The following is a 24,952-nucleotide window of genomic DNA, read 5'->3' as shown; positions in this document are numbered from 1 at the left end:
TGAGCCACGCGGCCCGCACGGCACCGGCCGCCGCCGAGCCGGTGTCGTGCGGTGCCGTGGGGTGTCGTGCCGTGCGGTGCGGTCAGCCCAGGAAACTCAGCCGCACCCGCCGGTCCGGGTTGTCGCGGTTGGTGTCGACCAGGCACACCGACTGCCAGGTGCCGAGTTCGAGACGCCCGTCGATCACCGGCAGGGTCGCGTGGGGCGGTACGAGCGCCGGGAGGACGTGGTCGCGGCCGTGACCGGGGCTGCCGTGGCGGTGCTGCCAGCGGTCGTCGGCGGGCAGGATGCCGTGCAGCGCGGCGAGCAGGTCGTCGTCGCTTCCCGCGCCGGTCTCGATGATCGCGACACCGGCGGTGGCGTGCGGCACGAAGACGTTCAGCAGGCCGTCGCGGCCGGCCGCCGCCTCCCGGAGGAAGGACTCGCAGTCGCGGGTGAGGTCCACGACCCGCTCCGAGGAGCCGGACGCGACGTTCAGGACTCGGGTGGTGAAGGCGTCTGACATGCCTTCCATACTCGCCCATCGGACGGAGTCCGCCCCGCGTCCCGGCCGGTCCCGGCCGCTCGCGCCCCGCCCGTCCCGTAGCGGGGAAGATCCGCGCCCGCGCGCGGGTTGGCAGAGGCGTGAACACTGCTGAGGCTGTCGCGGACATCGACGTCGTCGTCATAGGCGCGGGTCAGGCAGGTCTGTCCAGCGCCTACCACCTGCGGCGCACCGGATTCGAGCCCGACCGAGACTTCGTCGTCCTCGATCACGCTCCCGGCCCCGGGGGCGCCTGGCAGTTCCGGTGGCCCTCACTGACGTACGGCAAGGTGCACGGGATGCACGCGCTGCCGGGCATGGAGCTGACCGGGGCCGATCCGGACCGGCCGTCGTCGCAGGTCATCACCGAGTACTTCGACTCCTACGAGCGGACCTTCGGGCTGCGGGTGCGCCGGCCCGTCGAGGTGCGGGCGGTGCGCGAGGGCGAGGGCGGACGGCTCCTCGTCGAGAGTTCGGCCGGCACGTGGTCGACGCGGGCCCTGATCAACGCGACCGGCACCTGGGACCGGCCGTTCTGGCCGCGCTACCGCGGTCAGGAGACCTTCCGGGGGCGGCAGTTGCACACCGCGCAGTACCCCGGCCCCGAGGCGTTCGCCGGTCGGCGGGTGATCGTGGTGGGCGGCGGCGCCTCCGGCACCCAGCACCTGCTGGAGATCGCTCCCGTCGCGGCGGCCACGACCTGGGTCACCCGGCGCCCGCCCGTGTTCCGCGAGGGCCCGTTCAGCGAGGACGTGGGCCGGGCGGCGGTCGCGCTCGTCGAGGAGCGGGTCCGGCAGGGCCTGCCGCCCAGAAGCGTGGTCTCGGTGACGGGTCTGCCGCTGAACGACGCGATCCGCGAGGGGCTGGCGAACGGCGTCCTGGACCGGCAGCCCATGTTCGACCGGATCACACCGGACGGGGCCGAGTGGCAGGACGGGCGGCGGGTGGCCGCCGATGTGATCCTGTGGGCCACCGGCTTCCGGGCCGCCCTCGACCACCTGGCGCCGCTGCGGCTGCGCGAGGCGGGCGGCGGCATCCGGGTCGAGGGCACGCGCGCGGTCGCCGACCCCCGCGTGCACCTGGTCGGATACGGCCCCTCGGCCAGCACGATCGGCGCCAACCGGGCGGGCCGCGCGGCCGTACGGGACATCAGGCGGCTGCTGGCCGGGGAGCGGGCGGCGGCCTGACGCACCCGGGCCCGCCGCTCACGCGCCGGGTTTCGGGCTCGCCTTCTGCTGGCGGGTGAACTCGGCCACGTTGCGCTGGTGTTCGGCGTAGTCGGCGGTGAAACGGGTGTCGCCCGGCTTGACCGTGACGAAGTACAGCCAGTCCCCCGCGGCCGGGTTGACCGCGGCGCGCATCGCGTCCTCGCCCGGACTGTCGATCGGCGTGGGCGGCAGCCCCATGCGCTGATAGGAGTTGTAGGGACTCTCGACGCGCGTGTCCGCCTCGGTCGTGCGGATCGAGGAGCGGTTGAGGGCGTAGTTGACGGTCGAGTCCATCTGGAGCGGCATGCCGCGTTCGAGCCGGTTGAAGACGACGCGGGCGACCTTGGCCATGTCGGCCCTGGTGGCCGCCTCCGCCTGGACGAGGCTCGCGATGGTGACCGCCTGGTAGACGTTCATGGCGTTGCGCTGGGCGCCGGCGGCGATGGGCGCCCGGCTGAACTTCTCGTTCGCGGTGTTCACCATGGCCGACAGCAGGCTCTCGGGCGTCATCCGGGTCCCGTCCCGCTCCAGGGGGTACGTCGCCGGGAAGAGGTAGCCCTCGGGGTTGCTCTCGGCCTCGCTGGGCAGTTTGAGTCCGGCCTTGCCGAGGGACTTCCTGGTGCTGCCGGGCGGCAGGGCGAGGGCCTTGTCGACGGCCGTGTAGACCTGGCTCGCCCGCCAGCCCTCCGGGATCACCAGCGAGGTCGGCCGGGCGGGCTCGTCGTCGCTCATGATCAGCAGGGGCACCGCCACGACGGTGCCGGCCACGACGGCGCCGGCGGCGACGAGAGCGGTGCGACCCCGGCGCGTCAGTCGAATCGTGCTCCGTGGCGGAGTGTTCACGTACATGCCGGAACGTTAACCCGCAGAGCATGGCAAGTCCGGCATATCGTCACCCTGTCGGCTCCAGTTGGGCGTCTCGGCGGACCAGGGCCGCGTACCGCCCCTCCCGCTGGAGCAGTTCCTCGTGCGTCCCCTGTTCGGCGACCCGGCCCGCGTCCAGGACGACGATCCGGTCGGCGCTCCGGACCGTGGAGAGCCGGTGCGCGATGGTGATCGTGGTGCGGTCGGCGGACAGGGCGTCGATGGCGGCCTGGACGGCGTGTTCGGTACGGGTGTCCAGCGCGCTGGTCGCCTCGTCCAGGACCAGGACGGGCGGGTCGCGCAGGATGGTCCTGGCGATGGCCAGACGCTGCTTCTCCCCGCCCGAGAAACGGTGTCCGCGCTCGCCGACGACGGTGTCGTAGCCGTCGGGCAGCGAGGCGATGTGGTCGTGGATCTGGGCGGCCTCGGCCGCGGCCCGCAGTTCCTCGTCGGTGGCGTCGGGCTTGGCGAAGCGCAGGTTGTCGGCCACCGAGGCGTGGAAGAGGTACGTCTCCTGGGAGACGACGCCGACCGCACGGGCGAGGGTGTCGAAGTCGAGGTCGCGCACGTCGACCCCGTCGAGGGTGATCCGGCCGCCCGTCACGTCGTACAGGCGCGGCACGAGGTGGCCGAGGGTCGACTTTCCGGCGCCGGTCGGGCCGACCACCGCGAGGCTGCCGCCGGCGGGGACGGCGAGGTCGATGCCGTCGAGGATCGGGCCGCTCTTGCCGTCGTAGCGGAACTCGACCTTCTCGAAGCGGAGCTCGCCCTTGACGTGGTCCAGCCGGACGGCCCCGTCGCGCTCGGTGATGTCGACGGGCAGGTCCAGGTACTCGAAGATGCGCTGGAAGAGCGCGAGCGACGCCTGGATCTGCACACCGGTGGACAGCAGGCTGACCGCCGGGCGGAACAGCCCCTGCTGGAGCGAGACGAAGGCGACGATCGTGCCGAGGGAGACGCCGGGTCCGCCGAACTGCAGCGCGGCGCCCGCGGTCCAGTAGATGACGGCGGGCATGGCGGCCATCACGATGGTGATCACGGCCATGCGCCAGCGGCCCGCCATGTTCGAGCGGACCTCCAGGTCGACGAGCCGCTCGGACTCGTCGGCGAACGCCTTGGTCAGCGAGTCGGAACGGCCCATGGTGCGGCCCAGCAGAATCCCGCTCACCGACAGCGACTCGGTGACGGTGGCGGCCATCGTCGCCATCTGCTTCTGGCGCTGCGTGGTGATCTTCTTGCGCTCGTTGCCGACGCGGCGGCTTATCCAGACGAACACCGGGAGCAGCAGCAGGGAGACGACGGTCAGCCGCCAGTCGAGGACGATCATCGCGACGACGGTGGCGACCACGCTGGTGAGGTTGGAGACGAGCGAGGTCGCCGTGGAGGTGACGGTGGCCTGCATCCCGCCGATGTCGTTGGCGATGCGGGACTGGACCTCGCCGGTGCGGGTGCGGGTGAAGAAGGCGAGCGACATGCGCTGGAGGCGGCCGTAGACGGCCGTCCGCAGGTCGTGCATGACACGCTGGCCGACGGTCGTGGAGATCAACGTCTGCAGTACGCCGAAGACGCTGGTCAGGACCGCGCTGAGGATCATGCCGAGCGCGAGCAGGCTCAGCAGTCCGGTGCGGCCCTCGGGGATGGCCACGTCGAGGATCGCCTTGAGCAGGAACGGCGTGGCGACGCCGACCAGCGACGCGGCGCCGACGAGCAGGCCGACCACGGCGAGACGGCCGCGGTAGGGACGGAAGAGGCGGAGGATGCGGCGGACCTGCCGGGGCTGCTCGCTCTGGGCGGCCGGCCCGGTCCAGACGGGTTCCTTCTCGGGATGCATGGGCTCCTACGGGGGTGTGATGTGCGGGAGGGGAGGAGAGGGTGGGGGCGGGGGCGGGGGCGGGGGAATCGGAAGGGGGATCTTCGGGGCGGGCGATTGGGAGGTGCTGCTTTGCGGCTTTCAGGCTGGTGCGGCTTCGGGCTGGTGCGGTTGCGCGGTTGTTCGATTTGTTCGGTTGCGCGACCCCAGGGTGCGAGGCGGCCGCGGGGCGTGTTGCGGCCGTGCGGTGCGACGCTGCGGATTGACGCTGCGGATTGACGCTGCGGATTGACGGAGCTTAGCTCATTGTTACCTATGCTCACAATGAATGTGGTCCTGATATTGTTCCCGCATGACCATGCCCGATCCCGACGGCCCGCTCGCCGAGCAGCTGCTGCGCTTCACCCGCCGGGTGCACCGGATCCAGAAACGGCACCTCCAGGAGTGCGGCCTCGGTGTCACGCCAGCGCAGTCCCGTCTGCTGCGCACGCTGGCGCACTACGACGCCCCGCCGCGGATGGCGGACCTCGCCGAACGCCTTGAAGTGGTCCCGCGCGCCGTGACGACGCTGGTCGACGGGCTGGAGGCGAGCGGGAAGGTGCGCCGGGTTCCGGACCCCGCCAACCGGCGGGTGATCCGCATCGAACTCACGGAGGACGGGCGCGGCGCCCTGCGCGAGCTGCACGGGGCGCGGCGGTCAGCGGCGGAGGAGATCCTCGCCCCGCTGACGGAGGAGCAGCGCGCGGTACTGGGCGAACTGCTGGACACACTGATCGACGGCGACGCGGTACGGGGCTGCTGAGCGAGGGGGTCGTGGCGCGGCGCTGCCGAGCGGCGGACCGGTGGTGCGGGGCTGCCGGGCGAGGGAGTCATTGCTCAGGGCCGCTGGGCGTGGGGGCGCGCGAGGTAGTCGCCGTACGCGGGGCAACCGCCGTAGTCGCCCTCGGCTGCCGTGCGCGCGGGCGCTTGCCCGGCCGTCGCGCCGACGGGCCCACGCACCGTCGGGTCCCCGGACCGACGCTCCCCGACCTCCGCACGGTCGAATCCCCTCTCCGGCGACACCTCCCCCCGTCAACTCCGCCTCTTCAGTGCGGCCTTGTCCCCCATGACCGCGACCGGACGCAGGGCCGGGTCGAGCGTGCGCAGCAGGTACCGCATTCCCGATTCGGACAGACTGACGCAGGCCGACGTGCCGCTGCCGTGGTCCATGTGCAACCAGATGCCACCGCCCTTGCGCCGGCCCTGCGGCCGGACCGGGTCGTTGGGCGGGGTCCCCTTGACCCGGTTGTAGTCGACGGCGATGACGTAATCGAAGTCGCGCCAGTACGACTTCGCCCACCAGCGCGGCGCGGCGAACGACGGCGAACGCGTGTACGGCAGCTTCGATCCAGGGTCCTTCAGCACACCCCCTGCGTCGCTGAGGGTGAAGACGCCGACCGGGCTGCGGTCGTCGCCCTCGCGATGATCGGGCGTCCAGCCCTTCTTGCCGTTGTGTCCGGGCCAGCCGCGCACACGCTCCCAGTCCGTGCCCCGCTTGAGGTAGAGAACGATCGTGGCGTCCGGCGAGTTCCTGCCCTCCCCGTACACGGCCACGACCTGGCGTGAGCCGACGGGGATACGCCGCTGCCACCGGGCGCCGACCCCCGGGACCCTGGTGGGATCGACCGGGGAAGCAGACCGGGCGCGAGCGGCTCCCGCGGCATGGGCACCCGCGGCATCGGCACCCGCGCTCGCGCCGGAGCCAGCGCCCTCGCGTGCGCCCTCGCACGCCGTCAGCACCGTCAGCACCGTCAGCAGGCCGACCACAGCCGCCGTGGTGGCCGCGGCCCGCCGCACTCCGCCGTTCCGCATCGCCCCATCGTCGCACCGTGCCCGCGGCGCGGGCCGTGAACGACCCGGACCGGATCCGATCGGCTCCGCGGAAAACCCCTTGCGTCCGGCCCCGCCGCGCGGCGAACCTGTCACGGTTTGCTGCCGCCGCGGACGGTCCGTACGCGGGCGGCGTCAGCGATCCTCCCACCCCTTCCCCCCCTCCTCTTCTCCTCTTCTCTTCTCCTCTTCTGACACTGAGCCGCTGGGACATCATGCAGATTCAAGACCTTCCGTACGCCGACCCGGGCGTGCCGGACGCACGATCGGGTCCCCGCTTCCTGTGGTGGCTCTTCAGGAACCAGTTGGACGGCCAGGCCAAGGCCCTCGCCTGGGGGTTGCTGCACTTCCTGTCCGTCTCCGCGCTGCCGTTCTGCGTGGGCGCGGCCGTGCAGGCGGTGGTGGACCGCTCGGGGTCGCGGCTCGCCCTCGCGGGCGGGCTCCTTGCCCTGTGCGGCGCCGGCACCGCGCTCGGCGAGACCTTCCTGCACCGCGCCGCCGTCACCAACTGGATCACCGCCGCCGCCCGCGTCCAGCAGGTCCTCGCCCGCAAGACCGCTCAGTTGGGCTCGGCGCTGACCCGGCGCGTCGCTGCCGGTGAGGTCGTGTCCGTCTCCACGGGCGACGTCGAGAAGATCGGCTGGTTCGTCGAAGCCGTGTCGCGCTTCACCGCGGCGGCGACCACGATCGTGCTCGTCTGCGCGGGCCTGGTCGTCTACCAGCCCGCCCTCGGAGTCATCGTCGCCGTGGGCCTGCCGGTGCTGGCGCTCTCCGTGCTGCCTCTCCTCCCCAACGCCACACGGCGCGCCGACTTCCAGCGGGAGAAGGCGGGCCGCGCCACCGAGTTGGCGTCCGACACGGTGGCCGGACTGCGCGTCCTGCGCGGCATCGGCGGCGAGGAACTGTTCCTCGACCGCTACCGGCGGGCCTCCCAGGAGGTACGCCACGCCGCCGTGCGCAGCGCCCGCATGTGGGCCCTGATCTCCGCGATCCAGGTCCTCCTGCCGGGCCTGCTGCTGATCGCGGTGATCTGGTACGGCTTCCAGCTCGCCCGCGGGGGCCAGGTCTCCGTCGGCGAACTGGTCACCGTCTACAGCTCGATCATGATCCTCAGCTACCCCTTGCGGCACTTCGAGGAGATCGCCATGGCGTACTCCTTCTCGCGGCCCTCGGCCAGGCGGGCCGCGCGGGTGCTGTCCCTGGAGCGCGCCACCGAGACCGGCGGTACACGCGCCGGATCCGAGGTGCCGTCAGGCGACCTGTACGACCCGGCCACCGGACTGCTGGCCCCGGCCGGCCGGTTCACCGCCGTGGTGTGCGGCGACCCCGACGCGGCCGGACGGCTGGCCGAACGGCTGGGCGGCCACCCCTCGGAGGAAGGCCCCTCGGTGCTCCTCGGGGGCGTCCCCCTGGACGAGTTGGCGCTCGCACACGCCCGTACGGCCGTCCTGGTCCAGGACAAGGATCCGGTGCTGCTCTCCGGCACCCTGCGTGAACTGTTCGACGTCCCGAGGTCCGGCAGCGTCGAGGCCCGGCGTGCACTGGCCGCTGCGCAGTGCGAGGACGTCCTCGCCGCGCTTCTCCAGGGGGCGGTCGGGGCCGGCGATGCGATGGACGCCCTGATCACCGAGCGCGGCCGGTCCCTGTCGGGCGGCCAGCGCCAGCGTCTGGCACTCGCCCGGTCGCTCGTCGCGGACCCGGACGTCCTCGTCCTGGACGAGCCGACCTCCGCCGTGGACTCCCACACGGAGGCCCGGATCGCCCAGGGGCTGCGAGATCTGCGCGCGGGGCGCACAACCGTGGTGTTCACCTCCTCGCCGCTGCTCCTCGACCGCGCCGACCGGGTGGTGCTCGTCCACGAGGGCGCGGTGGCGGCCGCCGGTGTCCACCGCGAACTGGTGCACGCCGAGCCGCGGTACCGGGCCGTGGTAGCCCGGGAGACCGACGAAGAGGCCGCCCGGACCGAGGATTCGGCCACGGACGGGGCGCAGCGGGGACGGACCGCATTCGGCACCTCGCCCGTGCGGGCCGCAGACCTGGCCGGCGACGGCGGCCTCACCGAAGAGGACGACGTACTCAAGGAACTGCAAGAGATCGAGGAGTCCGCATGATCGGCGTCGCGCCACCGGCCTACGACCCGGCGGCCCCGACGACGGCGAACACCCTGCCCGTCGGCTCCCCCGCGACCGTACGCGCCTACGTGACCGAGCTGTTCCGCCGGCACCGGCGTGCCCTCCTGCTGCTCGTCACCGTGAACACCGCGGCCGTGGTCGCCTCGATGGTCGGCCCCTGGCTGCTGGGCGACCTGGTGGAACGGGTGTCGGGCGACGGGGGCCGCGGGATCACCGCTCGGGGTCTCCCACTCGAACTCACCATGGGGCTGTTCGCCGCCGCCCTCCTCGTCCAGACCGTGTTCGTACGGCAGGTGCGGCTGCGCGGCGCCGTGCTGGGCGAACGCATGCTGGCCGATCTGCGCGAGGACTTCCTCGTGCGGTCGGTCGGGCTGCCGCCGGGCGTCCTGGAACGGGCCGGCACCGGCGATCTGCTGTCCCGCATCACCACGGACATCGACCGGCTGGGCAACGCCATGCGTGAGGCGGTGCCGCAACTGGCCATCGGCGTGGTCTGGGTGGTCCTGCTGCTGGGCGGGCTCGTCATCACGGCGCCCCCGCTCGCGGCGGCCGTGCTGCTGGCGGTGCCCCTGCTGGTGGCGGGCTGCCGCTGGTACTTCAGACGGGCGCCCGCCGCCTACCGTTCGGAGGCCGCAGGCTACGCCGCCGTCGCCGCCGCGCTCGCCGAGACCGTGGACGCCGGGCGCACCGTCGAGGCCCACCGCCTCGGCGCACGCCGGGTCGAGATGTCCGACCTGCGCGTCAAGCAGTGGACTGCGTGGGAGCGCTACACGCTCTGGTTGCGGTCGGTGCTCTTCCCCGTCATCAACATCACCCATGTGACCGTCCTGGCCTCCGTCCTGATGATCGGCGGGGTGTTCGTGCTGCGGGGCTGGATCGGCGTCGGCCAGCTGACGACCGGCGCGCTGATCGCGCAGATGCTGGTGGACCCCGTCGGGCTCATCCTGCGCTGGTACGACGAGCTTCAGGTGGCACAGGTGTCGCTGGCCCGCCTGGTCGGCGTCCGTGACATCGAGCCGGACGCCGGGAACGCCCAGCTCGCTCCCCAGGGCCGCGACGTGCGAGCCGACCGCGTGCACTTCGGCTACCTGGAAGGCGTGGACGTCCTGCGCAAGGTCTCCCTGGAGGTCGCGCCGGGCACCCGGCTGGCCCTGGTGGGGCCCTCGGGTGCCGGCAAGTCCACACTGGGCCGCCTGCTCGCCGGTATCTACGCGCCCCGCGACGGCCGGATCACCCTCGGCGGCGCGGAACTGTCCGAGATGACCGCCGAACGCGTCCGCTCGCACGTGGCCCTCGTCAACCAGGAGCACCACGTGTTCGTGGGCTCCCTGCGCGACAACCTCCTGCTGGCACGCACGGGGGCGACCGACGCGGAGCTGTGGGCGGCGCTGGGCGCGGTCGACGCGGACGCGTGGACCCGTGCGCTCGACGAGGGCCTGGACACGGAGGTCGGCTCCGGCGGGTTCGCGCTCACCCCGGCGCAGGCACAGCAGATCGCCTTGGCCCGACTGGTCTTGGCCGACCCGCACACCCTGGTCCTGGACGAGGCGACCTCGCTCCTGGACCCGCGCGCGGCCCGCCATCTGGAACGGTCCCTCGCCCGCGTCCTGGACGGCCGCACGGTGGTGGCCATCGCCCACCGCCTCCACACGGCGCACGACGCGGACGTCATCGCGGTCGTGGAGGACGGCCGCATCAGCGAGCTGGGCAGTCACGAGGACCTGGTCCGGGCAGACGGGGCGTACGCGGCACTGTGGCGGTCGTGGCACGGCTGAGCCGCGCCGGTGGCCGACGGCGGAGGCCGGGGGACGGGAGATCGGAGAGGCGGGTACGGGGCGGTGGATGGTGGCGGTGTCCGGGAGGCGGAGAGGGGCGGTGAGCGGCCGCGCCGGCGGGGAGGGAGCCTCCGGGAGAAGGTGACGGGGCGTGGGCGGCTGTGACCCCAGGTGACCGGAGGTTGCGTACGGCCGGTTGCCCGTCCTGAGTGCGACCGGCGCATCCGCCGTCGCCCGGCGCCGCGGGCGCCACGTCGCGAGGGGACCGCAGCCGGTGTCAGGGCCTGTCCGGTCCCGGGGAAGCCCGGCGATGCGTCGGCGTGTCCGGCCTGCCTCGGGCCGGCGCACTCGGCCCGTGCCGTTGCGCCGGGGGGAAAAGGGGTGGAAGGCTGGAAAGCGGCACCGGTTCGGGGAGCATCCGGGGACCGCGGTTCGCACCGGATGCGGCCTGTGCCCCGCGTCGCGGCGGCTCGCCGCCCCTCGCGGTGACCTCGGGCCCTTCCCCACCATCTGGAGGTACCCGTGAACAGCGTCGACGACGGATGGGGTGACGACGTCTACCAGCCCGACGCGGACGACCAGCGCGAGGACACGGGGCTGCTCGACGTCGAGGACACCCTGGAGAACGACGGCGTCGACGACCCCCTGGACCGCGGCTGGTCCCCTCCCGAACGGCCATGGGCGGTGGAGCGCGACGACGTGACGGCCGCCGAGCGCAGGCAGGGCGAGACGCTCGACCAGCGGCTCGCCGAGGAGGTGCCCGACGTGCCCGCCCCGGACGGTGACGGCCTGGGCGACGCCGACGGCACGGACGGCGAACTGCTCGACAACGAGGTCGGCGACAGCCGTTCCGGCCGTCTCGTGGCGCCCGACGAGGGCGCTCATGAGGACGAGGAGAGCGCGCTCGTCGCGATGGACATCGGTATCGACGGGGCCGCCGCGTCCGCCGAGGAGGCCGCCATGCACATCGTCGACGAGGACTCGCTGTCCGGCTGACGGTCCGCTCTCCGCCGCCATCGGCCCTCGCCGCTCTGTTTCGCGCCTCCGCGCGCCCCCTGCCCGGCCGCTCCCTCCCATCGTGTCGCCCCGGTTCCCCGGCCCCAGGCCGTCGGCCACGCCGGCGCCGTCCCACGAGGAGTTCGCATGAAGCAGGACAAGCACCCCGATTACCACGCGGTCGTCTTCCGCGACCGCGCCGCCGGTTACGCCTTCCTGACCAGGTCCACCGCCACCAGCGACCAGACGATCGACTGGGACGACGGCGAGAGCTACCCGGTGGTGGACGTCGAGATCTCCTCGGAGAGCCACCCCTTCTACACGGGCAAGGCCCGGACCGTGGACTCCGAGGGGCGGGTCGCCGCCTTCGAGCGCCGCTACGGCGGCGGAACCGGCCAGGACGGCTGAGCGGCGGCAACGCGTCCCGGCACAGCCGGTCGCCGGCACGGCTGAGCGGCGGTCTGGTGTCCCGGCACAGCCAGTCGTTCGCGTGACTGCGCGGTGGCCCTGCGCCGGGCCACCCGGCTCTGCGGTCCAGGCGGACGTTGGTCCTGCTGGGCCGCGGGCCGCGCGTGGGCTGCCGCTCAGGACCTCGGTCGGCCCGTGGGCGAGGACCGGCGAGACGCCGGCGAAGGAACGGCCGTCCGGCCCGGACGCCAGTGGCGGCCGGTCTGTCGGGCCGGGCGGGCCGGGCGGGCCGGGTGGGTCGGGCGCGCCGGGTCGGCCGGGTGGGTCGGCAGCTTGGTCCGCAGAGCCAGGTGACCCGGGGTGCGGCCGCCCGCAGGAGCAGCAGTGCCGATACCGGCCGCGCCCCCTCCGGTCGCGGCGAAGGCCGCCCCGCCCCCTCAGATCACGTTGAGGGCCGCGGCGGCGCCGACCCCGCCGAGCAGCATGAACACCGGCATCAGCACCTTGAGCTCGACCCAGCTGCCCGCCCTGAACCGCATGAACTTCGGCGGGCCCAACGGGTACCAGCGCTTGCGCCCCACGGGTATCGGCCACAGGATCGGGCAGCCGGACACGGTCAGTGCGTCCCCGATGTCGTGCACGAGGGCTCCCAGGACCACCGGCAGCCCCAACCACAGGTACTCCTGGCCCGGGGCCGTGAACAGCCAGTCCGCGCCGTTGCCCGGCTTGTCCAGCACGCCCGCCAGGATCCACGCGCTGGTCGCCGCCAGCAGCCAGACCAGGACGTCGCTGCTGGAGCCGCGGGCAGCCCGCCACAGCAGACCCTCGATCGCCAGCACCATGTGTGCGAAGAGGATCGCGAGCACCGCCCAGCGGCCACCCGCGATCGCCAGCGCCGAGGTGCCGCCGCCGATCAGAACCGCCCACAGCCAGGTGTGGGTGAGGGTGCGGTGCCCGCCGGAGCGGCGCGGGTCGGCCGGCTTCTTCGTGCCCTTGTAGACGGCGTACGACAGCTTGTCCACGATCTCGCACAGCCAGCGGGACAGGGGTCCGAAGGACCGGGAGATCGTGGCCGCTTTGTGGTCGAGGTCCGGGGCGAGGGCCGCCCCGGCGCAGACCAGCGCTCCGACGAGGAGTACCGGCCAGGGCATCCCCTTCCCGGCCGCGGCGGCCGCCGCTCCGACGCCGAGCCAGGCGGCGGCCCCCGACAGTGAGTGTGCTGGTCCCATCATCGCCGCTGCCTGTCCCATTCCTCGTGTGCCGCTGTCCAGTTGACCGGGTTCGCCGACGTGCCGTCGGCGTCACAGCGTAGCGTTCGCGATCTTCGTGCCCGCAGCCGATTCCCCGGTCAGGGCCCGGTGCAGGCAAGATGGGTGGGTGACCCTCATCGACCAGCTGCCGCCGAACGCCGACCCCGACGCCCTCTACGAAGCTTTCGAGTCGTGGGCCACGGAGCGTGGGCTCACGCTCTACCCCCATCAGGAAGAGGCCCTGATCGAGGTGGTCTCCGGCGCGAACGTGATCGTGTCGACACCGACCGGGTCCGGCAAGAGCATGATCGCCGCGGGCGCCCACTTCGCGGCGCTGGCCCGGGACGAGGTCACCTTCTACACCGCGCCGATCAAGGCCCTCGTCTCGGAGAAGTTCTTCGAGCTGTGCAAGATGTTCGGCACCGAGAACGTGGGGATGCTGACCGGCGACGCCTCCGTCAACGCCGACGCCCCCGTGATCTGCTGCACCGCCGAGGTGCTGGCGTCGATCGCGCTGCGGGACGGCAAGGGCGCGGACGTCGGCCAGGTCGTCATGGACGAGTTCCACTTCTACGCGGAGGGGGATCGCGGTTGGGCCTGGCAGATCCCGATCCTGGAGCTGCCGCAGGCGCAGTTCATCCTGATGTCGGCCACCCTCGGCGACGTCTCGATGTTCGAGGAGGACCTGACCCGGCGCACCGGCCGCCCGACGTCGGTGGTCCGTTCGGCGACCCGCCCCGTCCCGCTCTCCTACGAGTACCGTCTCACCCCGCTCACCGAGACCCTGACGGAACTCCTCGACACCAGGCAGGCGCCGGTCTACATCGTGCACTTCACGCAGGCGCAGGCCGTGGAGCGGGCGCAGGCGCTGATGAGCATCAACATGTGCTCGCGCGAGGAGAAGGACCAGATCGCCGAGCTGATCGGCAACTTCCGCTTCACCACCAAGTTCGGGCGCAACCTGTCCCGTTACGTCCGCCACGGCATCGGCGTCCACCACGCCGGCATGCTGCCCAAGTACCGGCGGCTGGTGGAGAAGCTCGCGCAGGCCGGTCTGCTGAAGGTCATCTGCGGCACCGACACCCTCGGCGTCGGCGTCAACGTGCCGATCCGCACGGTGCTGTTCACCGCCCTCACCAAGTACGACGGCAGCCGGGTGCGTACGCTGCGCGCCCGGGAGTTCCACCAGATCGCGGGCCGCGCCGGGCGGGCCGGTTTCGACACGGCGGGCTTCGTGGTGGCTCAGGCGCCGGAGCACGTCGTCGAGAACGAGAAGGCCCTCGCCAAGGCCGGCGACGACCCGAAGAAGCGCCGCAAGGTCGTCCGCAAGAAGGCTCCGGAGGGCTTCGTCGCCTGGTCGGAGAGCACCTTCGACAAGCTGATCTCCTCCGAACCCGAGCCGCTGACCTCCCGCTTCCGCGTGACGCACACCATGCTGCTGTCCGTGATCGCCCGGCCGGGCAACGCCTTCGAGGCGATGCGGCACCTGCTGGAGGACAACCACGAGCCGCGCAAGCAGCAGCTGCGGCACATCCGGCGCGCGATCGCCATCTACCGCTCGCTGCTGGACGGCGGCATCGTCGAGAAGCTCGAAGAACCGGACGCCACCGGCCGGATCGTCCGTCTGACGGTCGACCTCCAGCAGGACTTCGCGCTCAACCAGCCGCTGTCCACCTTCGCGCTGGCCGCGTTCGAGCTGCTGGACCCCGAGTCGCCGTCCTACGCGCTCGACATGGTGTCCGTCGTGGAGTCCACGCTCGACGATCCGCGGCAGATCCTCGTCGCCCAGCAGAACAAGGCGAAGGGTGAGGCGGTAGCCGCGATGAAGGCGGACGGCGTGGAGTACGAGGAGCGCATGGAACGCCTCCAGGACATCACCTACCCGAAGCCGCTGGAGGAGCTGCTCTTCCACGCGTACAACACCTACCGCAAGAGCCATCCCTGGGTCGGCGACCACCCGCTCTCCCCGAAATCCGTCATCCGCGACATGTACGAACGGGCGATGTCCTTCACGGAGTTGGTGTCGCACTACGAGCTGGCCCGCACCGAGGGCATCGTGCTGCGCTACCTCGCCAGCGCCTACAAGACGCTCGACCACAACATCCCCGACGACCTGAAGTCCGAGGACCTCGAGGATCTGATCGAGTGGCTCGGCGAGATGGTGCGCCAGGTCGACTCCAGCCTGCTCGACGAGTGGGAGCAGCTCGCCAACCCGGAGGAGATGACCGCGGAAGAGGCCCAGGAGAAGGCCGACGAGGTCAAGCCCGTCACCGCCAACGCGCGCGCCTTCCGGGTCCTGGTCCGCAACGCCCTGTTCCGCCGCGTCGAACTCGCCGCGCTCGATCAGGTCGAGGAGCTGGGCGGGATGGACGCCGAGGCCGGCTGGGACGCGGACGCGTGGGGCGAGGCGATGGACAAGTACTGGGACGAGTACGACGACCTGGGCACCGGCCCCGACGCCCGCGGCCCGAAACTCCTGATCATCGAGGAGGTGCCGACTGACCATCTGTGGCGGGTCCGGCAGATCTTCGACGACCCGAACGACGACCACGACTGGGGCATCAGCGCGGAGATCGACCTGACCGCCTCCGACGCGGAGGGCCGCGCGGTGGTCCGTGTGACCGACGTCGGCCAGCTGTGAGCACGGGAGCATCGCCCTCATGACGACGAACCCCGCCGAGCGCCTCGTCGACCTGCTCGACCTGGAGCAGATCGAGGTCAACATCTTCCGCGGTCGCAGCCCGCAGGAGTCCTTGCAGCGTGTCTTCGGCGGCCAGGTGGCCGGGCAGGCGCTGGTCGCCGCGGGCCGCACCACCGAGGGCGACCGCCCGGTGCACTCGCTCCACGCGTACTTCCTGCGCCCGGGACGGCCGGGTGTGCCGATCGTGTACCAGGTCGAACGGGTGCGGGACGGCAGGTCGTTCACGACCCGCCGGGTCACCGCGGTGCAGCAGGGCCGCACGATCTTCAATCTCACCGCCTCCTTCCACAAGCCTGAACAGGGGGGTTTCGAGCACCAGCTGCCGCCGGCCCGCAAGGTCCCGGATCCCGAGTCGCTGCCCACGGTGGCGGACGAGATCAGGGAGCATCTGGGCGCGCTGCCGGAGCAGTTGGAGCGGATGGCCCGGCGTCAGCCCTTCGACATCCGCTACGTGGACCGGTTGCGCTGGACGAAGGAGGAGGCCAAGGACGCCGAGCCGCGCAGCGCGGTGTGGATGCGCGCGGTCGGGCCGCTGGGGAACGATCCGCTGGTGCACACCTGCGCGCTCACCTACGCCAGCGACATGACGCTCCTGGACGCCGTCCGCATCCCGGTCGAGCCCCTGTGGGGTCCGCGAGGGTTCGACATGGCGTCGCTCGACCACGCGATGTGGTTCCACCGGCCGTTCCGCGCGGACGAGTGGTTCCTCTACGACCAGGAGTCACCGATCGCGACCGGCGGCCGGGGCCTCGCCCGTGGCCGGATCTACGACCTGCAGGGCCGACTGCTGGTGTCGGTCGTGCAGGAGGGGCTGTTCAGGGCCTTGTGACCCGGGTGCCTGCTGCGCCGAAGCAGGCGGAGCAGGCCGCGGGGTGCTTCCCGCTCCTCGGGGTGCACGGCGACCGGCGGCTCGGGCGTGCCGTACGGACCGGGCCGGTCGGGGTGGTCGGGGTGATCGGGCCGGGCAGACCGGCGCAGGTGGTCGGGGTGGCCGTACTGAGCGAGCTGTCCAGGGTGACCTGTGTGACTGGGGTGTCCGAAGTGACCGTGCACCGGGAGACCACGCGCCGCGGGACCATCCGCCAGGGGACCGTCCGTCGTGGAACTCGGTACCGGTCGGCTCCGTCGCGTCTCGCGCAGCAGTGCGGTCACCTCCGCCCGGAGCAGGCCGACCTCGTCGGCGTCCTGAGCCGTCATGATCCTTTCGGCGACGAGGGCAGACGGCGAACCCGGCGCTCCGGAGTACGGCGGAGCGGGCCGCAGACGGTGCAGGTGAGCGCGCTCGTGAGCGTCGGGCACGATCTCATCGATGTCGGCGGGATCGAGGAAGGCGGCCGACGCGGCCGCTCGCTGCCACGGATCGTCGGCCAGGCGGAGCAGGAATCCCCGCTGGCGACCGCGCCAGTTGCGTGACCGCAGATCCACTCCCGCGTCCAGCATCGCGCGCAGGCTCTCCGGCATGCGGCGGGCCCGCAAGAGGTGGGCGTTCTTGTCGTCGGCGGCGAACCTGCGCAGCTCATCGGCCAGATACAGCCAGACCACGGCCCGGTAGCGGTTCAGGTACCACCTCGTCGGGGCCACGAGGCCCAGCCGTGCCAGGCGTGTGAACCTGCCGACGGGCACCCCGACCAGGCCCGCGGCCTGTGTCGTCCCCACCACCTCGACGCGCTCGCGGAGGGTGTCCGGAAACCCCGCGCCCGTGCTCACCCGCTCGATCTCGGAGCGCTGTACGCGTCGGCCGCCCCCTCCCTCGTCCGGGACGGTCCGCACGAGGCCGAGGTGGACGGCGAGGTCCAACTCCGCCCGCCTCAGCCCCAGTTCCCGCGCCGCGCGGCTCGGTGTCATCGCGAGCCGGTGTGCTGTGATGGTGTCGCCCGTCATGACCGATCTCCCCCGTGAGGTTCCGCTGCTCACGCTCGGTGCGTGCGCCGTGACAGAACCGTAGCCGCATCGGCCGACTCCGCGGCGGGCCTGTGGATAACTCCACGGGGATGACGAATCCGCAGCTCAGAGATCTGTGAGCGGTGGCCGCTCGGGCTGCCGCGCGTCCACGTCGAGGTGTTCGCCGACCCGGTTGACCAGGAGGGTCATCTCGTAGCCGATCTGGCCGATGTCGGCCTGCGCGCCGCTGAGCACGCACAGGCAGCTTCCCGAGCCGGCCGCGGTGACGAACAGGACGGCCTCGTCGAACTCGATCATCGTCTGGCGCACTCCGCCGGCGCCGAAGTGCCGTCCCGAGCCCTTGGCGAGGCTGTGCAGTCCGGACGAGACGGCGGCCAGATGCTCGGCGTCCTCGCGCCGCAGTCCCGAGCTGGCGCCGGTCACCAGACCGTCGTTGGACAGCACCAGGGCGTGCCGTACATGGTCGACACGTTTGGTCAGGTCGTCCAGGAGCCAGCCCAGCTTCTGGTTCTGCGCCATGTCGCGGTCTCCCCGTGTAGATGTCTCCCCCCGCACCGGAGGACTCATCGCCACCCTTCCCGACGATCCGGGCCGCGGGCAAGGAGGATGGGGGCATGGCGAAGAAGATGACCGATGAGGAATGGCGGGCGTTCGTCTCACACGGCACACGCACCGCAAAGCTGTCGACCGTGCGCGCGGACGGCGCGCCGCATGTGGCTCCGATCTGGTTCGTACTCGACGGCGACGACTTGGTGTTCAACACCGGGGCGTCGTCGGTGAAGGGCCGCAATCTGGTCCGGGACGGCCGGGTGGCGCTGTGCGTGGACGACGACCGGCCGCCGTACTCCTTCGTGGTGCTGCGGGGCCATGCCCGCGTCTCGGAGGATCTGGACGAGCTGAGGCACTGGGCCGGGCGCATCGGCGCGCGGTACATGGGTGAGGATCGCGCCGAGGAGTTCGGGGCCCGCAACGGCGTCCCGGGAGAGCTCCTCGTCCGTGTCCGGATCGACAAGGTGCTGGCCGAGGCGGACGTCGCCGACTGACGACGTCCGCCGCCGCGCGTGCCGAGGTGGCGTGGGGTTGCTGAGGAGGAGTCAGCTCACTGAGTCGAGGAGCCGGGCGGTGTGCACCCGCCCGGCGTACTCGACGAGCCGGATCAGCACCTCCCTGCCGGAGGCGGTGTCGCGGGCGTCGCACAGCACCACGGGCGTGCCGCGGTCCAGGTCCAGGGCGCGTGCCACGTCGTGGGCGCCGAAGGTGCGGGCGTCCGTGAAGCAGTTGACGGCCACCACGAATGGGATGCGCCTGTGCTCGAAGTAGTCCACGGCGGGGAAGCAGTCCGCCAGACGCCGAGTGTCGGCGAGGACCACCGCCCCGAGCGCCCCTTGGGACAGCTCGTCCCACACGAACCAGAAGCGGTCCTGGCCCGGGGTGCCGAAGAGGTACAGGGACAGTCCCGCGCGGATGGTGATGCGCCCGAAGTCCATGGCCACCGTGGTGGTGGGCTTGCGGTCGACGCCTGCGACGTCGTCCACCGACCGGCCGGCTTCACTGAGCAGTTCCTCGGTGCGCAGCGGCCTGATCTCGCTGACCGCCCCGACCAGCGTGGTCTTGCCGACGCCGAAGCCGCCGGCCACCAGGATCTTCAGTGCCAGGGCGGTCGACTCGTCGTCGAGGGCTTCGGAGTGCTCGTGGACCATCGATCACTTCTCTCTGGAGTGCCGGCATCGGTCGACGTCGCGTGCGAAGGGTGCATCATGGCAACTGCGTCTGCCCGTCGCATGGTTGGATCGCTTTTTGCCCGTGGTGACCGGCTCGTTCCCGTTCTGTGCCCGTGCGGGCGCGCGACCGGGTGCCGTACGGGACCGGCTGCTTCTGAAACGGCGTCCGTGTCCAGTGCGACGAGGGCTTTCAGATCCAGGCGCACGCCGGGGGGATTCCGCCGCGTGCGTCCGCCTGCGGGGATTCGGCGTGCAGATGCACGGGCGTGACCGGATCTCGCGCGAACGTGTACCGCGATGTGATCCGTGTCGGTGAGGGATCATGCGGGGCATGAGCGACGACCACACACATGTGCAGGAGTTCTTCGGCGCGCGTGCCGCCGACTGGGACAGGCGCTTTCCCGACGACGGCCCCGCCTACGCCGCGGCGGTCGCCGAACTGGGGCTGCGCGAGGGAGCCCGTGTCCTGGACGCGGGGTGCGGCACGGGGCGCGCGTTGACTCCACTACGTGCGGCCGTCGGGCAGGCGGGGCGTGTCCTCGGAGCGGATCTGACGCCGGCCATGCTGGAGGCCGCCGCGCGGGCCGGCCGCGACCGCGACGGGCAGTTGCTGCTCGCCGACGTGGCCGCGCTCCCGCTGCGCTCGGAGTCCCTGGACGCCGTGTTCGCGGCTGGGCTCATCGCGCACCTCCCCCATCCCGTGGAGAACTTGCGGGAGTTGGCACGCGTGGTGCGAAGCGGCGGAACCCTCGCCCTGTTCCACCCGATCGGCAGGGCGGCGCTCGCGGCACGCCAGGGCCGGCGGATCACCTCGGACGACCTGCGTGCCGAAGACAACCTCGGTCCGCTGCTGGCCGGTTCCGGGTGGCGGCTGACGTCGTACACCGACGCGGACGACCGTTTCCTCGCGCTGGGGGTGCGGGAGTCCTGACGGCGTCCGGACGGCGCGCGGCAGGATACCGTTCACTCGGTGGCGGCCCCGCGCGCGTGCCGGACGGGACACCCGCCAGGACCGAAGGCGGGCGGGTGCCGAGCAGCGCGCGTGACGGTGCGCAGCAGGGGTGCCAGAGGTGCAGGGTACCAGGAGGCCATGCGGTCCGGAGCCGCGTCGGACACGCGCCGCCCCCTCGTCCCAGCGGAAGTGGGCGTGCCTCGTAGGCACCTGAGGCACGCCTCGAACTCCTCACAGGCGGATCTCTCCGAGTCTCTCGCAGCGCCTCGCCACGAGGTCCCCCTTTTGCCGTCAGAACTCCAACTCTACGGTGAGGGAGAGGAGAAGGGCGTTCGGCCGACGGACCGCCCAGGGAGGATGTTCCGCATGTGGGGCAGGATTCGACGATGGTGCACGACCGCTGTCCGCTCCTTGCGCACGGAGCAGGAGGCCGCCGGGAACGAGCGCCCGCACAATCTGTTCGAGGCCGCGGCCGTGTACGTGGCGGCGCGTGCCGCGGACGACCAGGACACGCTCGACGAGGCAGCCGGCTGGGTGTCGCCGGAGGCGCTGTCGTTCGGGGTGAGTGAACTGGCGTGCCGGGCCGTCCTCGTGCTCGCCCGACAGCGCGGCGAGTCGCCGCAGACCGTCGCGCGGGAGCTCCTCGGGCTTCCGGCAGCATGACAACGCCGTCAACAGCGGTCGATTCGCCCCTGTCCTGCCGGAAACCGGCAGCTCCGGGTGTGTCTGGGAGTCGTGACAAGCGGCTCGGAGGCGCACTAGGGTGCGCGCCGGTGGACGAACTGATGGGGAGGCTGGGATGGCCGGGACGGACGAGGAGACCGTCGCCGCCGCGGACGACGCGCTCTACGTGCTCACTGCGGTACTGCTGACGCCGGCGAAGTTCCCGAGCGTGCTGGGCGACGACTATCCGGAAGCCTGTGCCGAACTCGGTCTGGCGCCGCTCGCCGACGGCTACGGCCTGGTCCTCGGCCAGGACGGCGACGGCGCGCGCTGGACGGTCGTCATCGACGATGTCTCCCTGGTCGCTGTTGCCATCGCCTCCTGGGACTGCGGCATGGAGTACGACCTGTCGCCGGACGAGCGCACGGTCGTGGCCGCGCTGCCGGGCTGGCCGCTGGCGGTCGCCGTCGCCGCCCCCCATGTGCCGGCACCGCACGATCCCGAGCCCGAGATCGCCGACGGCCCGCCGCTGACGCCCCCGGACACGAGCGTATGGGGTCCGGCCCAGCGGCGCCTGGGCGCCGACGAGATCGCGTTGCAGTGGGCGACGTGGCGCGAGCAGATAGACGACGCCGAGTTCGCGGCATCGGAAGACGCCGCCCAGGAGACCGGTGCAGACCCGGACGACGACGGACGGACCGCCGACAGCGGGGGCGAGACGGGCGGGAACCACGGCGGCCACCTCGGTGTCCGGCGCGTTCTCGCCGAGGCACGGGCGTACGTGGACTCCCCGCCGCCCCTCGGCCGGGTCCGCTCCTCGTTCGCCTCCGGCGACGCCCGGACTCTGCGGGCGGACGGTCCCGGCTGGTCGCTGGTGGCGAGGACCGACGACATCGCGTTCGTGCTGCTGGACGACGAGCCGGGCGAGGTCCTGCCGGTGGGCCGCGGTCCGGAGCTGCCCGGACTGCTCGAAGCACTCGACAAGTTGGCCGTACGCCCCACCTGAGCCACGCGCGTCCCCGGATGCCCCCGGCCAGGCGCATCGACCCCGAGGGCGGGCATGCCGGTCACGGCGGGGGCGTGTGCCGGTGGGCGCCACCCCAGGTCCCGGCGCCCGCCGTCCCCCGTCTGGTGTCCGCCACCCCGTGTGCCGTGCGACGGCCGGGGATGTCGGGCCGCCCCCGAGGAAGCCTCGCCGTGAGTTCGCGTCGACACGGGCGGGTGTCGACTTGCGGACGTGTCGGCATGGCCGCTTGGCCTGCCCACGGGAATGCCCATCGGCACCTCTGCGGTCGCACCCCCTGTCGTCGGCACTCCTGTAGCCAGGCCCCACCTGGCGGATGCGTTCCATGTGTCCCCAACCCATGGATGCCGCGACTCGCGGACCGCACCATGAGGCAGCCCTGCCCGGCCCCGCCCTCTCGTCTGCGCTCCGCAGCTCTCTGCCAGGAGGCACGTCATGCGTCCGATCCGAGCCGTCCCCTTCCTCGCCGCCACCCTGCTGGCCACCGCGCTGGGCGGTCCGGTCCCCGCCGCGGCAGCCGGCGGCGTCCAGGGGCACTGCGCGCGCCAGGAGCGCGTACGGGTTCCGGACGCCGCCTTCCAGGAGAGCGCCTGTCTGCCCGATCTGACGACCACGGGCCTCGCCGGCACCCGGTACACGGACATGGCCGACCAGGCCGGGCTGACGGCACGCGGCACCCTGACGCCCTCCGGAGTCCCCGGCATCCAGGTCGACGGCTACTTCCCCGACTCCTCCCGCTTCAACAACACGAACGGCCGGCGTCACGACGCGCAGTTCGTGATCAGGCTGCCCGACCGCTGGAACGGCGGCCTGGTGGTGACCGGGGCACCGGGGACCCGCAAGCAGTACGCGACGGACAAGGCGATCTCCGATCAGGTGCTCGCGCGGGGGTACGCCTACGCGGCTACCGACAAGGGCAACAACGGGCCGGACTTCTACCGGGACGGCAAGCGGCCCGGTGACGCGGTCTCCGAATGGAACACACGGACCACCCAGCTCACCCGGGCCGCGCGCAAGGCGGTCGCCCAGCGGTACGGGCAGGCCCCCCGGCGGACCTACATGACCGGGATCTCCAACGGCGGCTACCTCACCCGCTGGCAGCTCGAGAACCACCCCGAGCTGTACGACGGCGGCGTGGACTGGGAGGGCGCGCTGTGGACCGCGTCCGGCCCGAACCTGCTCACCTCCCTGCCCACCGCTGTAGCCCGGATGCTGGGCACCGCGCGGGACGAGGACCTGTACTCCGTCGGCTTCGCGCGCGGCTCCGAGTTCCTGTGGCCGTACCACGAGCAGGCGTACTGGGGTGTCACGCAGAAGATCTACCGCGCCGAGTTCGATCCGGCCTACGACCCCAGGTGTCCCGGAGCGTCCGCCGGGAGCACCCCGGAACAGATCCTGGCACCCTGCGCCTCCGACGCGTCGTACGACTACAGCGCGCGGCCCGCCTCCGTCCGCCGCGCCGTGGCCCGTGTGGCCCTGACCGGACGCATCGGGAAGCCGTTGATCACGCTGCACGGCGACCTGGACGCGCTGCTGCCGAAGAGCGCCGATTCCGACATGTACGCGCGCATGATCGACGCGAGCGGACGGGGCGCGCTGCACAGCTACTTCACGGTCGCGGGCGGGACGCATGTCGACGGGCTCTACGACACGTATCCGGACCGGCTGCGTCCGATCCTGCCCTGCTACCGGTCGGCCTTCGACACACTGGTCTCCTGGGTGGAGCGGGGCGTCCGACCGCCCGCGGACCGCACGGTCGGCAGGCCCGCGAACGGCGACGTGGTCAACTCCTGCCCGCTGGCCACGCCGGCCGCGCGGGCGGCCGGATGACCGTCAGCGACCGATCTCCTTGCGGTGGACACGGCGCAGGCGGCGCCGCTGGGACGGGTCGAGCGTGAGGTAGGCGGCGGCCGGCACTCCCAGGACTATCAGGAGAGCCGCCCACCAGGGCAGCCAGATCAACAGGATGAGACCGGCCGCCACACCCCCCGCGGCGATCTTCGCGTTCTTCGACATGTGCGTCGCCTCCTTCGCGGCCACTGCCGCTCTCTGCCCTGAAAACGGGTTCGGGCGTCCGACGGTTCCGGATCGCGACCCTGAGACGACCCTGAGGTCCTCGGCGCGGGCCCCCTACTGGTCCCAGCCCCCCTGAACCGTGCCGGGTCCGGAGCCGCGCCGGGTCCGGAGTGCCAAGGAATGCTGGGGCTCCGGTTCGACTCCGAGGTTTCGGCTCCGAGGTCCGGATCTGATCCGGAGGCCCGGATCGGCGTCGGCGGTCCGGCGACGTCCGTCGATCACGGATGCCGCCGGGCCCTGCACTCAGGGGGGTACCCACAAGCGCGCCCCGGTGACCCACTTCACGCATCGACCACGCCGGGCCGCTCGACCGGACGCTGCACTCCCGGCGACTCCGACCCCGAGTAGTCACATGTGAGGAGCGCTGCGCCCTCGTGCCGAGGCTTCCCAAGACGACAGACCGAGACCTCCGAACTGACCTCCTGCAGTGCCGCCTTCGTGCCCGGTGACCCCACGCGGACCCGCCGGATCGCCTTCTGGCGCGCCGAGCGCGGTGCGGTTCCGTCCGTCGCGTCGGGCTCCGTGGAGGAGCTGACCGTGGTGTTGCCCGGCCCCGCCGGGGTCGAGCCGGCTCGGGTGCCGGCCGTCCTGCCGCCGGTGCGGGCGGCCGTGCCCCTGCTGGTGCGCGCCCGCCGGGACACCGCGTCGTCCCGGGCCGCCGTCCTCTGGGGCACGGCCGCCGCCCTGGCCCTGCGACTCACCGCGCGCGGGCTGCTGCTGCCCGGTCTCTCACCGGAGGGTCACGGCGCCTGGCGCGCGGGTCCCTTGCAGCCCGATGGCGTCGAACGCCTACGCGCCCTCGCGGCGGCCATGCCCCCGGAAGCCCACGCGGTGCCGGTCGAGGGCGTGACGCCGCTGCGACTCACGGCACCCGAGCACCGCGAAGCCGCGCGGACCGGACACCGGGTACGGCTGGGGCGGGCCTGAGAGCGGACGTCGAAGGGAACGTCGCCGCGAGGCACCCTGGGATGCCCCGCCCCCGTCTGCCTCGTCGCCGATGGCCCGCAGGAGGCCACGTCGGGCCTGCAGGGCGGGGCCGCCACGAGCGGACGCCGTCCCGCCCGCCGCCGTTCACCTG

23 protein-coding genes are annotated in these 24,952 nt (G+C 72.3%); 14 read left to right on the top strand and 9 right to left on the bottom strand.

From position 1 onward, the window contains the following. Positions 1-82: 82 nt before the first annotated feature. Positions 83-505, bottom strand: a complete 423-nt coding sequence (locus SZN_RS09720; RefSeq protein ID WP_007493783.1) for a secondary thiamine-phosphate synthase enzyme YjbQ — start codon at positions 503-505, stop codon at positions 83-85. Between the two features lie 119 nt (positions 506-624). Between SZN_RS09720 and SZN_RS09715 the strand changes: the two genes are divergently transcribed. Next, on the top strand, positions 625-1,710 hold the full coding sequence (locus SZN_RS09715) for an NAD(P)-binding domain-containing protein (RefSeq protein ID WP_007493782.1): 1,086 nt from the start codon (positions 625-627) through the stop codon (positions 1,708-1,710). A gap of 18 nt (positions 1,711-1,728) precedes the next feature. On the opposite strand, the gene mltG is transcribed toward SZN_RS09715, so the two are convergent. Then, entirely contained in the window at positions 1,729-2,580 is an 852-nt protein-coding gene (gene mltG / locus SZN_RS09710) for an endolytic transglycosylase MltG (RefSeq protein ID WP_007493781.1), read from the bottom strand. Between the two features lie 43 nt (positions 2,581-2,623). Next, positions 2,624-4,426 (bottom strand): ABC transporter ATP-binding protein, encoded by a 1,803-nt coding sequence (locus tag SZN_RS09705; RefSeq protein WP_007493780.1) that lies wholly within the window; start codon positions 4,424-4,426, stop codon positions 2,624-2,626. Positions 4,427-4,757: 331 nt separating this feature from the next. On the opposite strand from SZN_RS09705, the gene SZN_RS09700 reads away from it, so the two are divergent. Beyond that, the gene (locus SZN_RS09700) at positions 4,758-5,207 is read left to right on the top strand and encodes a MarR family winged helix-turn-helix transcriptional regulator (RefSeq protein ID WP_007493779.1); all 450 of its coding nucleotides are present in this window, start codon (positions 4,758-4,760) and stop codon (positions 5,205-5,207) included. 269 nt (positions 5,208-5,476) lie between these two features. Here the strand turns inward: SZN_RS09700 and SZN_RS09690 are convergent, their stop codons facing one another. Then, entirely contained in the window at positions 5,477-6,256 is a 780-nt protein-coding gene (locus SZN_RS09690; RefSeq protein WP_007493777.1) for a L,D-transpeptidase family protein, read from the bottom strand. 233 nt (positions 6,257-6,489) lie between these two features. Here SZN_RS09690 and SZN_RS09685 point away from each other — a divergent pair, with 233 nt between their 5' ends. The 4 genes from SZN_RS09685 to SZN_RS09670 all read left to right on the top strand — a co-directional run bounded on the left by SZN_RS09685 (position 6,490) and on the right by SZN_RS09670 (position 11,585). Further along, entirely contained in the window at positions 6,490-8,385 is a 1,896-nt protein-coding gene (locus SZN_RS09685; RefSeq protein WP_007493775.1) for an ABC transporter ATP-binding protein, read from the top strand. Continuing rightward, entirely contained in the window at positions 8,382-10,181 is a 1,800-nt protein-coding gene (locus SZN_RS09680; protein ID WP_007493773.1) for an ABC transporter ATP-binding protein, read from the top strand. The genes SZN_RS09685 and SZN_RS09680 overlap by 4 nt, the downstream gene beginning before the upstream one ends. Before the next feature lie 522 nt (positions 10,182-10,703). Beyond that, the gene (locus SZN_RS09675; protein WP_007493771.1) at positions 10,704-11,177 is read left to right on the top strand and encodes a DUF5709 domain-containing protein; all 474 of its coding nucleotides are present in this window, start codon (positions 10,704-10,706) and stop codon (positions 11,175-11,177) included. A 147-nt stretch (positions 11,178-11,324) separates the two neighbouring features. Next, positions 11,325-11,585, top strand: coding sequence for a type B 50S ribosomal protein L31 (locus SZN_RS09670; RefSeq protein ID WP_007493770.1), 261 nt, complete (start codon positions 11,325-11,327; stop codon positions 11,583-11,585). A 437-nt stretch (positions 11,586-12,022) separates the two neighbouring features. Here SZN_RS09670 and SZN_RS09665 read toward each other — a convergent pair whose 3' ends face one another. Further along, positions 12,023-12,817, bottom strand: a complete 795-nt coding sequence (locus SZN_RS09665) for a metal-dependent hydrolase (RefSeq protein WP_007493768.1) — start codon at positions 12,815-12,817, stop codon at positions 12,023-12,025. A 145-nt stretch (positions 12,818-12,962) separates the two neighbouring features. Between SZN_RS09665 and SZN_RS09660 the strand changes: the two genes are divergently transcribed. Together SZN_RS09660 and SZN_RS09655 are read left to right on the top strand one after the other, a co-directional pair. Next, positions 12,963-15,476 carry a DEAD/DEAH box helicase gene (locus SZN_RS09660; protein WP_007493767.1) on the top strand — a complete coding sequence of 838 codons (2,514 nt, stop codon included), beginning with the start codon at positions 12,963-12,965 and terminating at the stop codon, positions 15,474-15,476. Between the two features lie 19 nt (positions 15,477-15,495). Next, positions 15,496-16,365 (top strand): acyl-CoA thioesterase, encoded by an 870-nt coding sequence (locus tag SZN_RS09655; RefSeq protein ID WP_007493766.1) that lies wholly within the window; start codon positions 15,496-15,498, stop codon positions 16,363-16,365. Here the strand turns inward: SZN_RS09655 and SZN_RS41895 are convergent. Together SZN_RS41895 and SZN_RS09645 are read right to left on the bottom strand one after the other, a co-directional pair. Next, complete coding sequence (locus tag SZN_RS41895) at positions 16,302-17,417, bottom strand: DUF6397 family protein (RefSeq protein ID WP_007493765.1); 1,116 nt, start codon at positions 17,415-17,417, stop codon at positions 16,302-16,304. The two genes, SZN_RS09655 and SZN_RS41895, sit on opposite strands and share 64 nt — an antisense overlap. Positions 17,418-17,543: 126 nt before the next feature. Continuing rightward, positions 17,544-17,957: a roadblock/LC7 domain-containing protein gene (locus SZN_RS09645; protein ID WP_007493764.1), complete on the bottom strand. Its 414-nt coding sequence runs from the start codon at positions 17,955-17,957 to the stop codon at positions 17,544-17,546. Between the two features lie 95 nt (positions 17,958-18,052). Between SZN_RS09645 and SZN_RS09640 the strand changes: the two genes are divergently transcribed. After that, the gene (locus tag SZN_RS09640; RefSeq protein WP_007493763.1) at positions 18,053-18,481 is read left to right on the top strand and encodes a PPOX class F420-dependent oxidoreductase; all 429 of its coding nucleotides are present in this window, start codon (positions 18,053-18,055) and stop codon (positions 18,479-18,481) included. Positions 18,482-18,532: 51 nt separating this feature from the next. Here the strand turns inward: SZN_RS09640 and SZN_RS09635 are convergent, their stop codons facing one another. Next, positions 18,533-19,138 carry a GTP-binding protein gene (locus SZN_RS09635; protein WP_007493762.1) on the bottom strand — a complete coding sequence of 202 codons (606 nt, stop codon included), beginning with the start codon at positions 19,136-19,138 and terminating at the stop codon, positions 18,533-18,535. A gap of 352 nt (positions 19,139-19,490) precedes the next feature. Here SZN_RS09635 and SZN_RS09630 point away from each other — a divergent pair, with 352 nt between their 5' ends. The 4 genes from SZN_RS09630 (at position 19,491) to SZN_RS09615 (ending at position 23,628) form a co-directional block, all read left to right on the top strand. After that, positions 19,491-20,090, top strand: a complete 600-nt coding sequence (locus SZN_RS09630) for a class I SAM-dependent methyltransferase (RefSeq protein ID WP_007493760.1) — start codon at positions 19,491-19,493, stop codon at positions 20,088-20,090. Between the two features lie 387 nt (positions 20,091-20,477). Then, positions 20,478-20,774 carry a hypothetical protein gene (locus SZN_RS09625; RefSeq protein ID WP_043729577.1) on the top strand — a complete coding sequence of 99 codons (297 nt, stop codon included), beginning with the start codon at positions 20,478-20,480 and terminating at the stop codon, positions 20,772-20,774. 136 nt (positions 20,775-20,910) lie between these two features. After that, on the top strand, positions 20,911-21,780 hold the full coding sequence (locus SZN_RS09620; protein WP_007493756.1) for a hypothetical protein: 870 nt from the start codon (positions 20,911-20,913) through the stop codon (positions 21,778-21,780). A 453-nt stretch (positions 21,781-22,233) separates the two neighbouring features. After that, on the top strand, positions 22,234-23,628 hold the full coding sequence (locus SZN_RS09615; protein WP_007493754.1) for a tannase/feruloyl esterase family alpha/beta hydrolase: 1,395 nt from the start codon (positions 22,234-22,236) through the stop codon (positions 23,626-23,628). A gap of 3 nt (positions 23,629-23,631) precedes the next feature. On the opposite strand, the gene SZN_RS09610 is transcribed toward SZN_RS09615, so the two are convergent. Beyond that, the gene (locus tag SZN_RS09610; protein WP_043729549.1) at positions 23,632-23,814 is read right to left on the bottom strand and encodes a hypothetical protein; all 183 of its coding nucleotides are present in this window, start codon (positions 23,812-23,814) and stop codon (positions 23,632-23,634) included. 498 nt (positions 23,815-24,312) lie between these two features. Here SZN_RS09610 and SZN_RS09605 point away from each other — a divergent pair, with 498 nt between their 5' ends. Then, on the top strand, positions 24,313-24,801 hold the full coding sequence (locus SZN_RS09605) for a hypothetical protein (protein ID WP_007493750.1): 489 nt from the start codon (positions 24,313-24,315) through the stop codon (positions 24,799-24,801). Positions 24,802-24,952 lie beyond the last annotated feature (151 nt).

This window comes from Streptomyces zinciresistens K42, from assembly GCF_000225525.1.
Classification (GTDB): Bacteria; Actinomycetota; Actinomycetes; order Streptomycetales; family Streptomycetaceae; genus Streptomyces; species Streptomyces zinciresistens.
This window is presented reverse-complemented; position numbering and strand designations above follow the sequence as displayed.

Bases quoted from the DNA above. Each gene is read 5' to 3' on its own strand.
- SZN_RS09655 (WP_007493766.1), top strand. From the start codon at position 15,496: ATGACGACGAACCCCGCCGAGCGCCTCGTCGACCTGCTCGACCTGGAG.
- SZN_RS09720 (WP_007493783.1), bottom strand. From the start codon at position 505: ATGTCAGACGCCTTCACCACCCGAGTCCTGAACGTCGCGTCCGGCTCC.
- SZN_RS09690 (WP_007493777.1), bottom strand. From the start codon at position 6,256: ATGCGGAACGGCGGAGTGCGGCGGGCCGCGGCCACCACGGCGGCTGTG.
- SZN_RS09685 (WP_007493775.1), top strand. From the start codon at position 6,490: ATGCAGATTCAAGACCTTCCGTACGCCGACCCGGGCGTGCCGGACGCA.
- SZN_RS09635 (WP_007493762.1), bottom strand. From the start codon at position 19,138: ATGGTCCACGAGCACTCCGAAGCCCTCGACGACGAGTCGACCGCCCTG.
- SZN_RS09615 (WP_007493754.1), top strand. From the start codon at position 22,234: ATGCGTCCGATCCGAGCCGTCCCCTTCCTCGCCGCCACCCTGCTGGCC.
- SZN_RS09640 (WP_007493763.1), top strand. From the start codon at position 18,053: ATGGCGAAGAAGATGACCGATGAGGAATGGCGGGCGTTCGTCTCACAC.
- SZN_RS09700 (WP_007493779.1), top strand. From the start codon at position 4,758: ATGACCATGCCCGATCCCGACGGCCCGCTCGCCGAGCAGCTGCTGCGC.
- SZN_RS09665 (WP_007493768.1), bottom strand. From the start codon at position 12,817: ATGATGGGACCAGCACACTCACTGTCGGGGGCCGCCGCCTGGCTCGGC.
- SZN_RS09610 (WP_043729549.1), bottom strand. From the start codon at position 23,814: ATGTCGAAGAACGCGAAGATCGCCGCGGGGGGTGTGGCGGCCGGTCTC.
- SZN_RS09645 (WP_007493764.1), bottom strand. From the start codon at position 17,957: ATGGCGCAGAACCAGAAGCTGGGCTGGCTCCTGGACGACCTGACCAAA.
- SZN_RS09680 (WP_007493773.1), top strand. From the start codon at position 8,382: ATGATCGGCGTCGCGCCACCGGCCTACGACCCGGCGGCCCCGACGACG.
- SZN_RS09625 (WP_043729577.1), top strand. From the start codon at position 20,478: ATGTGGGGCAGGATTCGACGATGGTGCACGACCGCTGTCCGCTCCTTG.
- SZN_RS41895 (WP_007493765.1), bottom strand. From the start codon at position 17,417: ATGACGGGCGACACCATCACAGCACACCGGCTCGCGATGACACCGAGC.
- SZN_RS09630 (WP_007493760.1), top strand. From the start codon at position 19,491: ATGAGCGACGACCACACACATGTGCAGGAGTTCTTCGGCGCGCGTGCC.
- mltG (WP_007493781.1), bottom strand. From the start codon at position 2,580: ATGTACGTGAACACTCCGCCACGGAGCACGATTCGACTGACGCGCCGG.
- SZN_RS09705 (WP_007493780.1), bottom strand. From the start codon at position 4,426: ATGCATCCCGAGAAGGAACCCGTCTGGACCGGGCCGGCCGCCCAGAGC.
- SZN_RS09620 (WP_007493756.1), top strand. From the start codon at position 20,911: ATGGCCGGGACGGACGAGGAGACCGTCGCCGCCGCGGACGACGCGCTC.
- SZN_RS09670 (WP_007493770.1), top strand. From the start codon at position 11,325: ATGAAGCAGGACAAGCACCCCGATTACCACGCGGTCGTCTTCCGCGAC.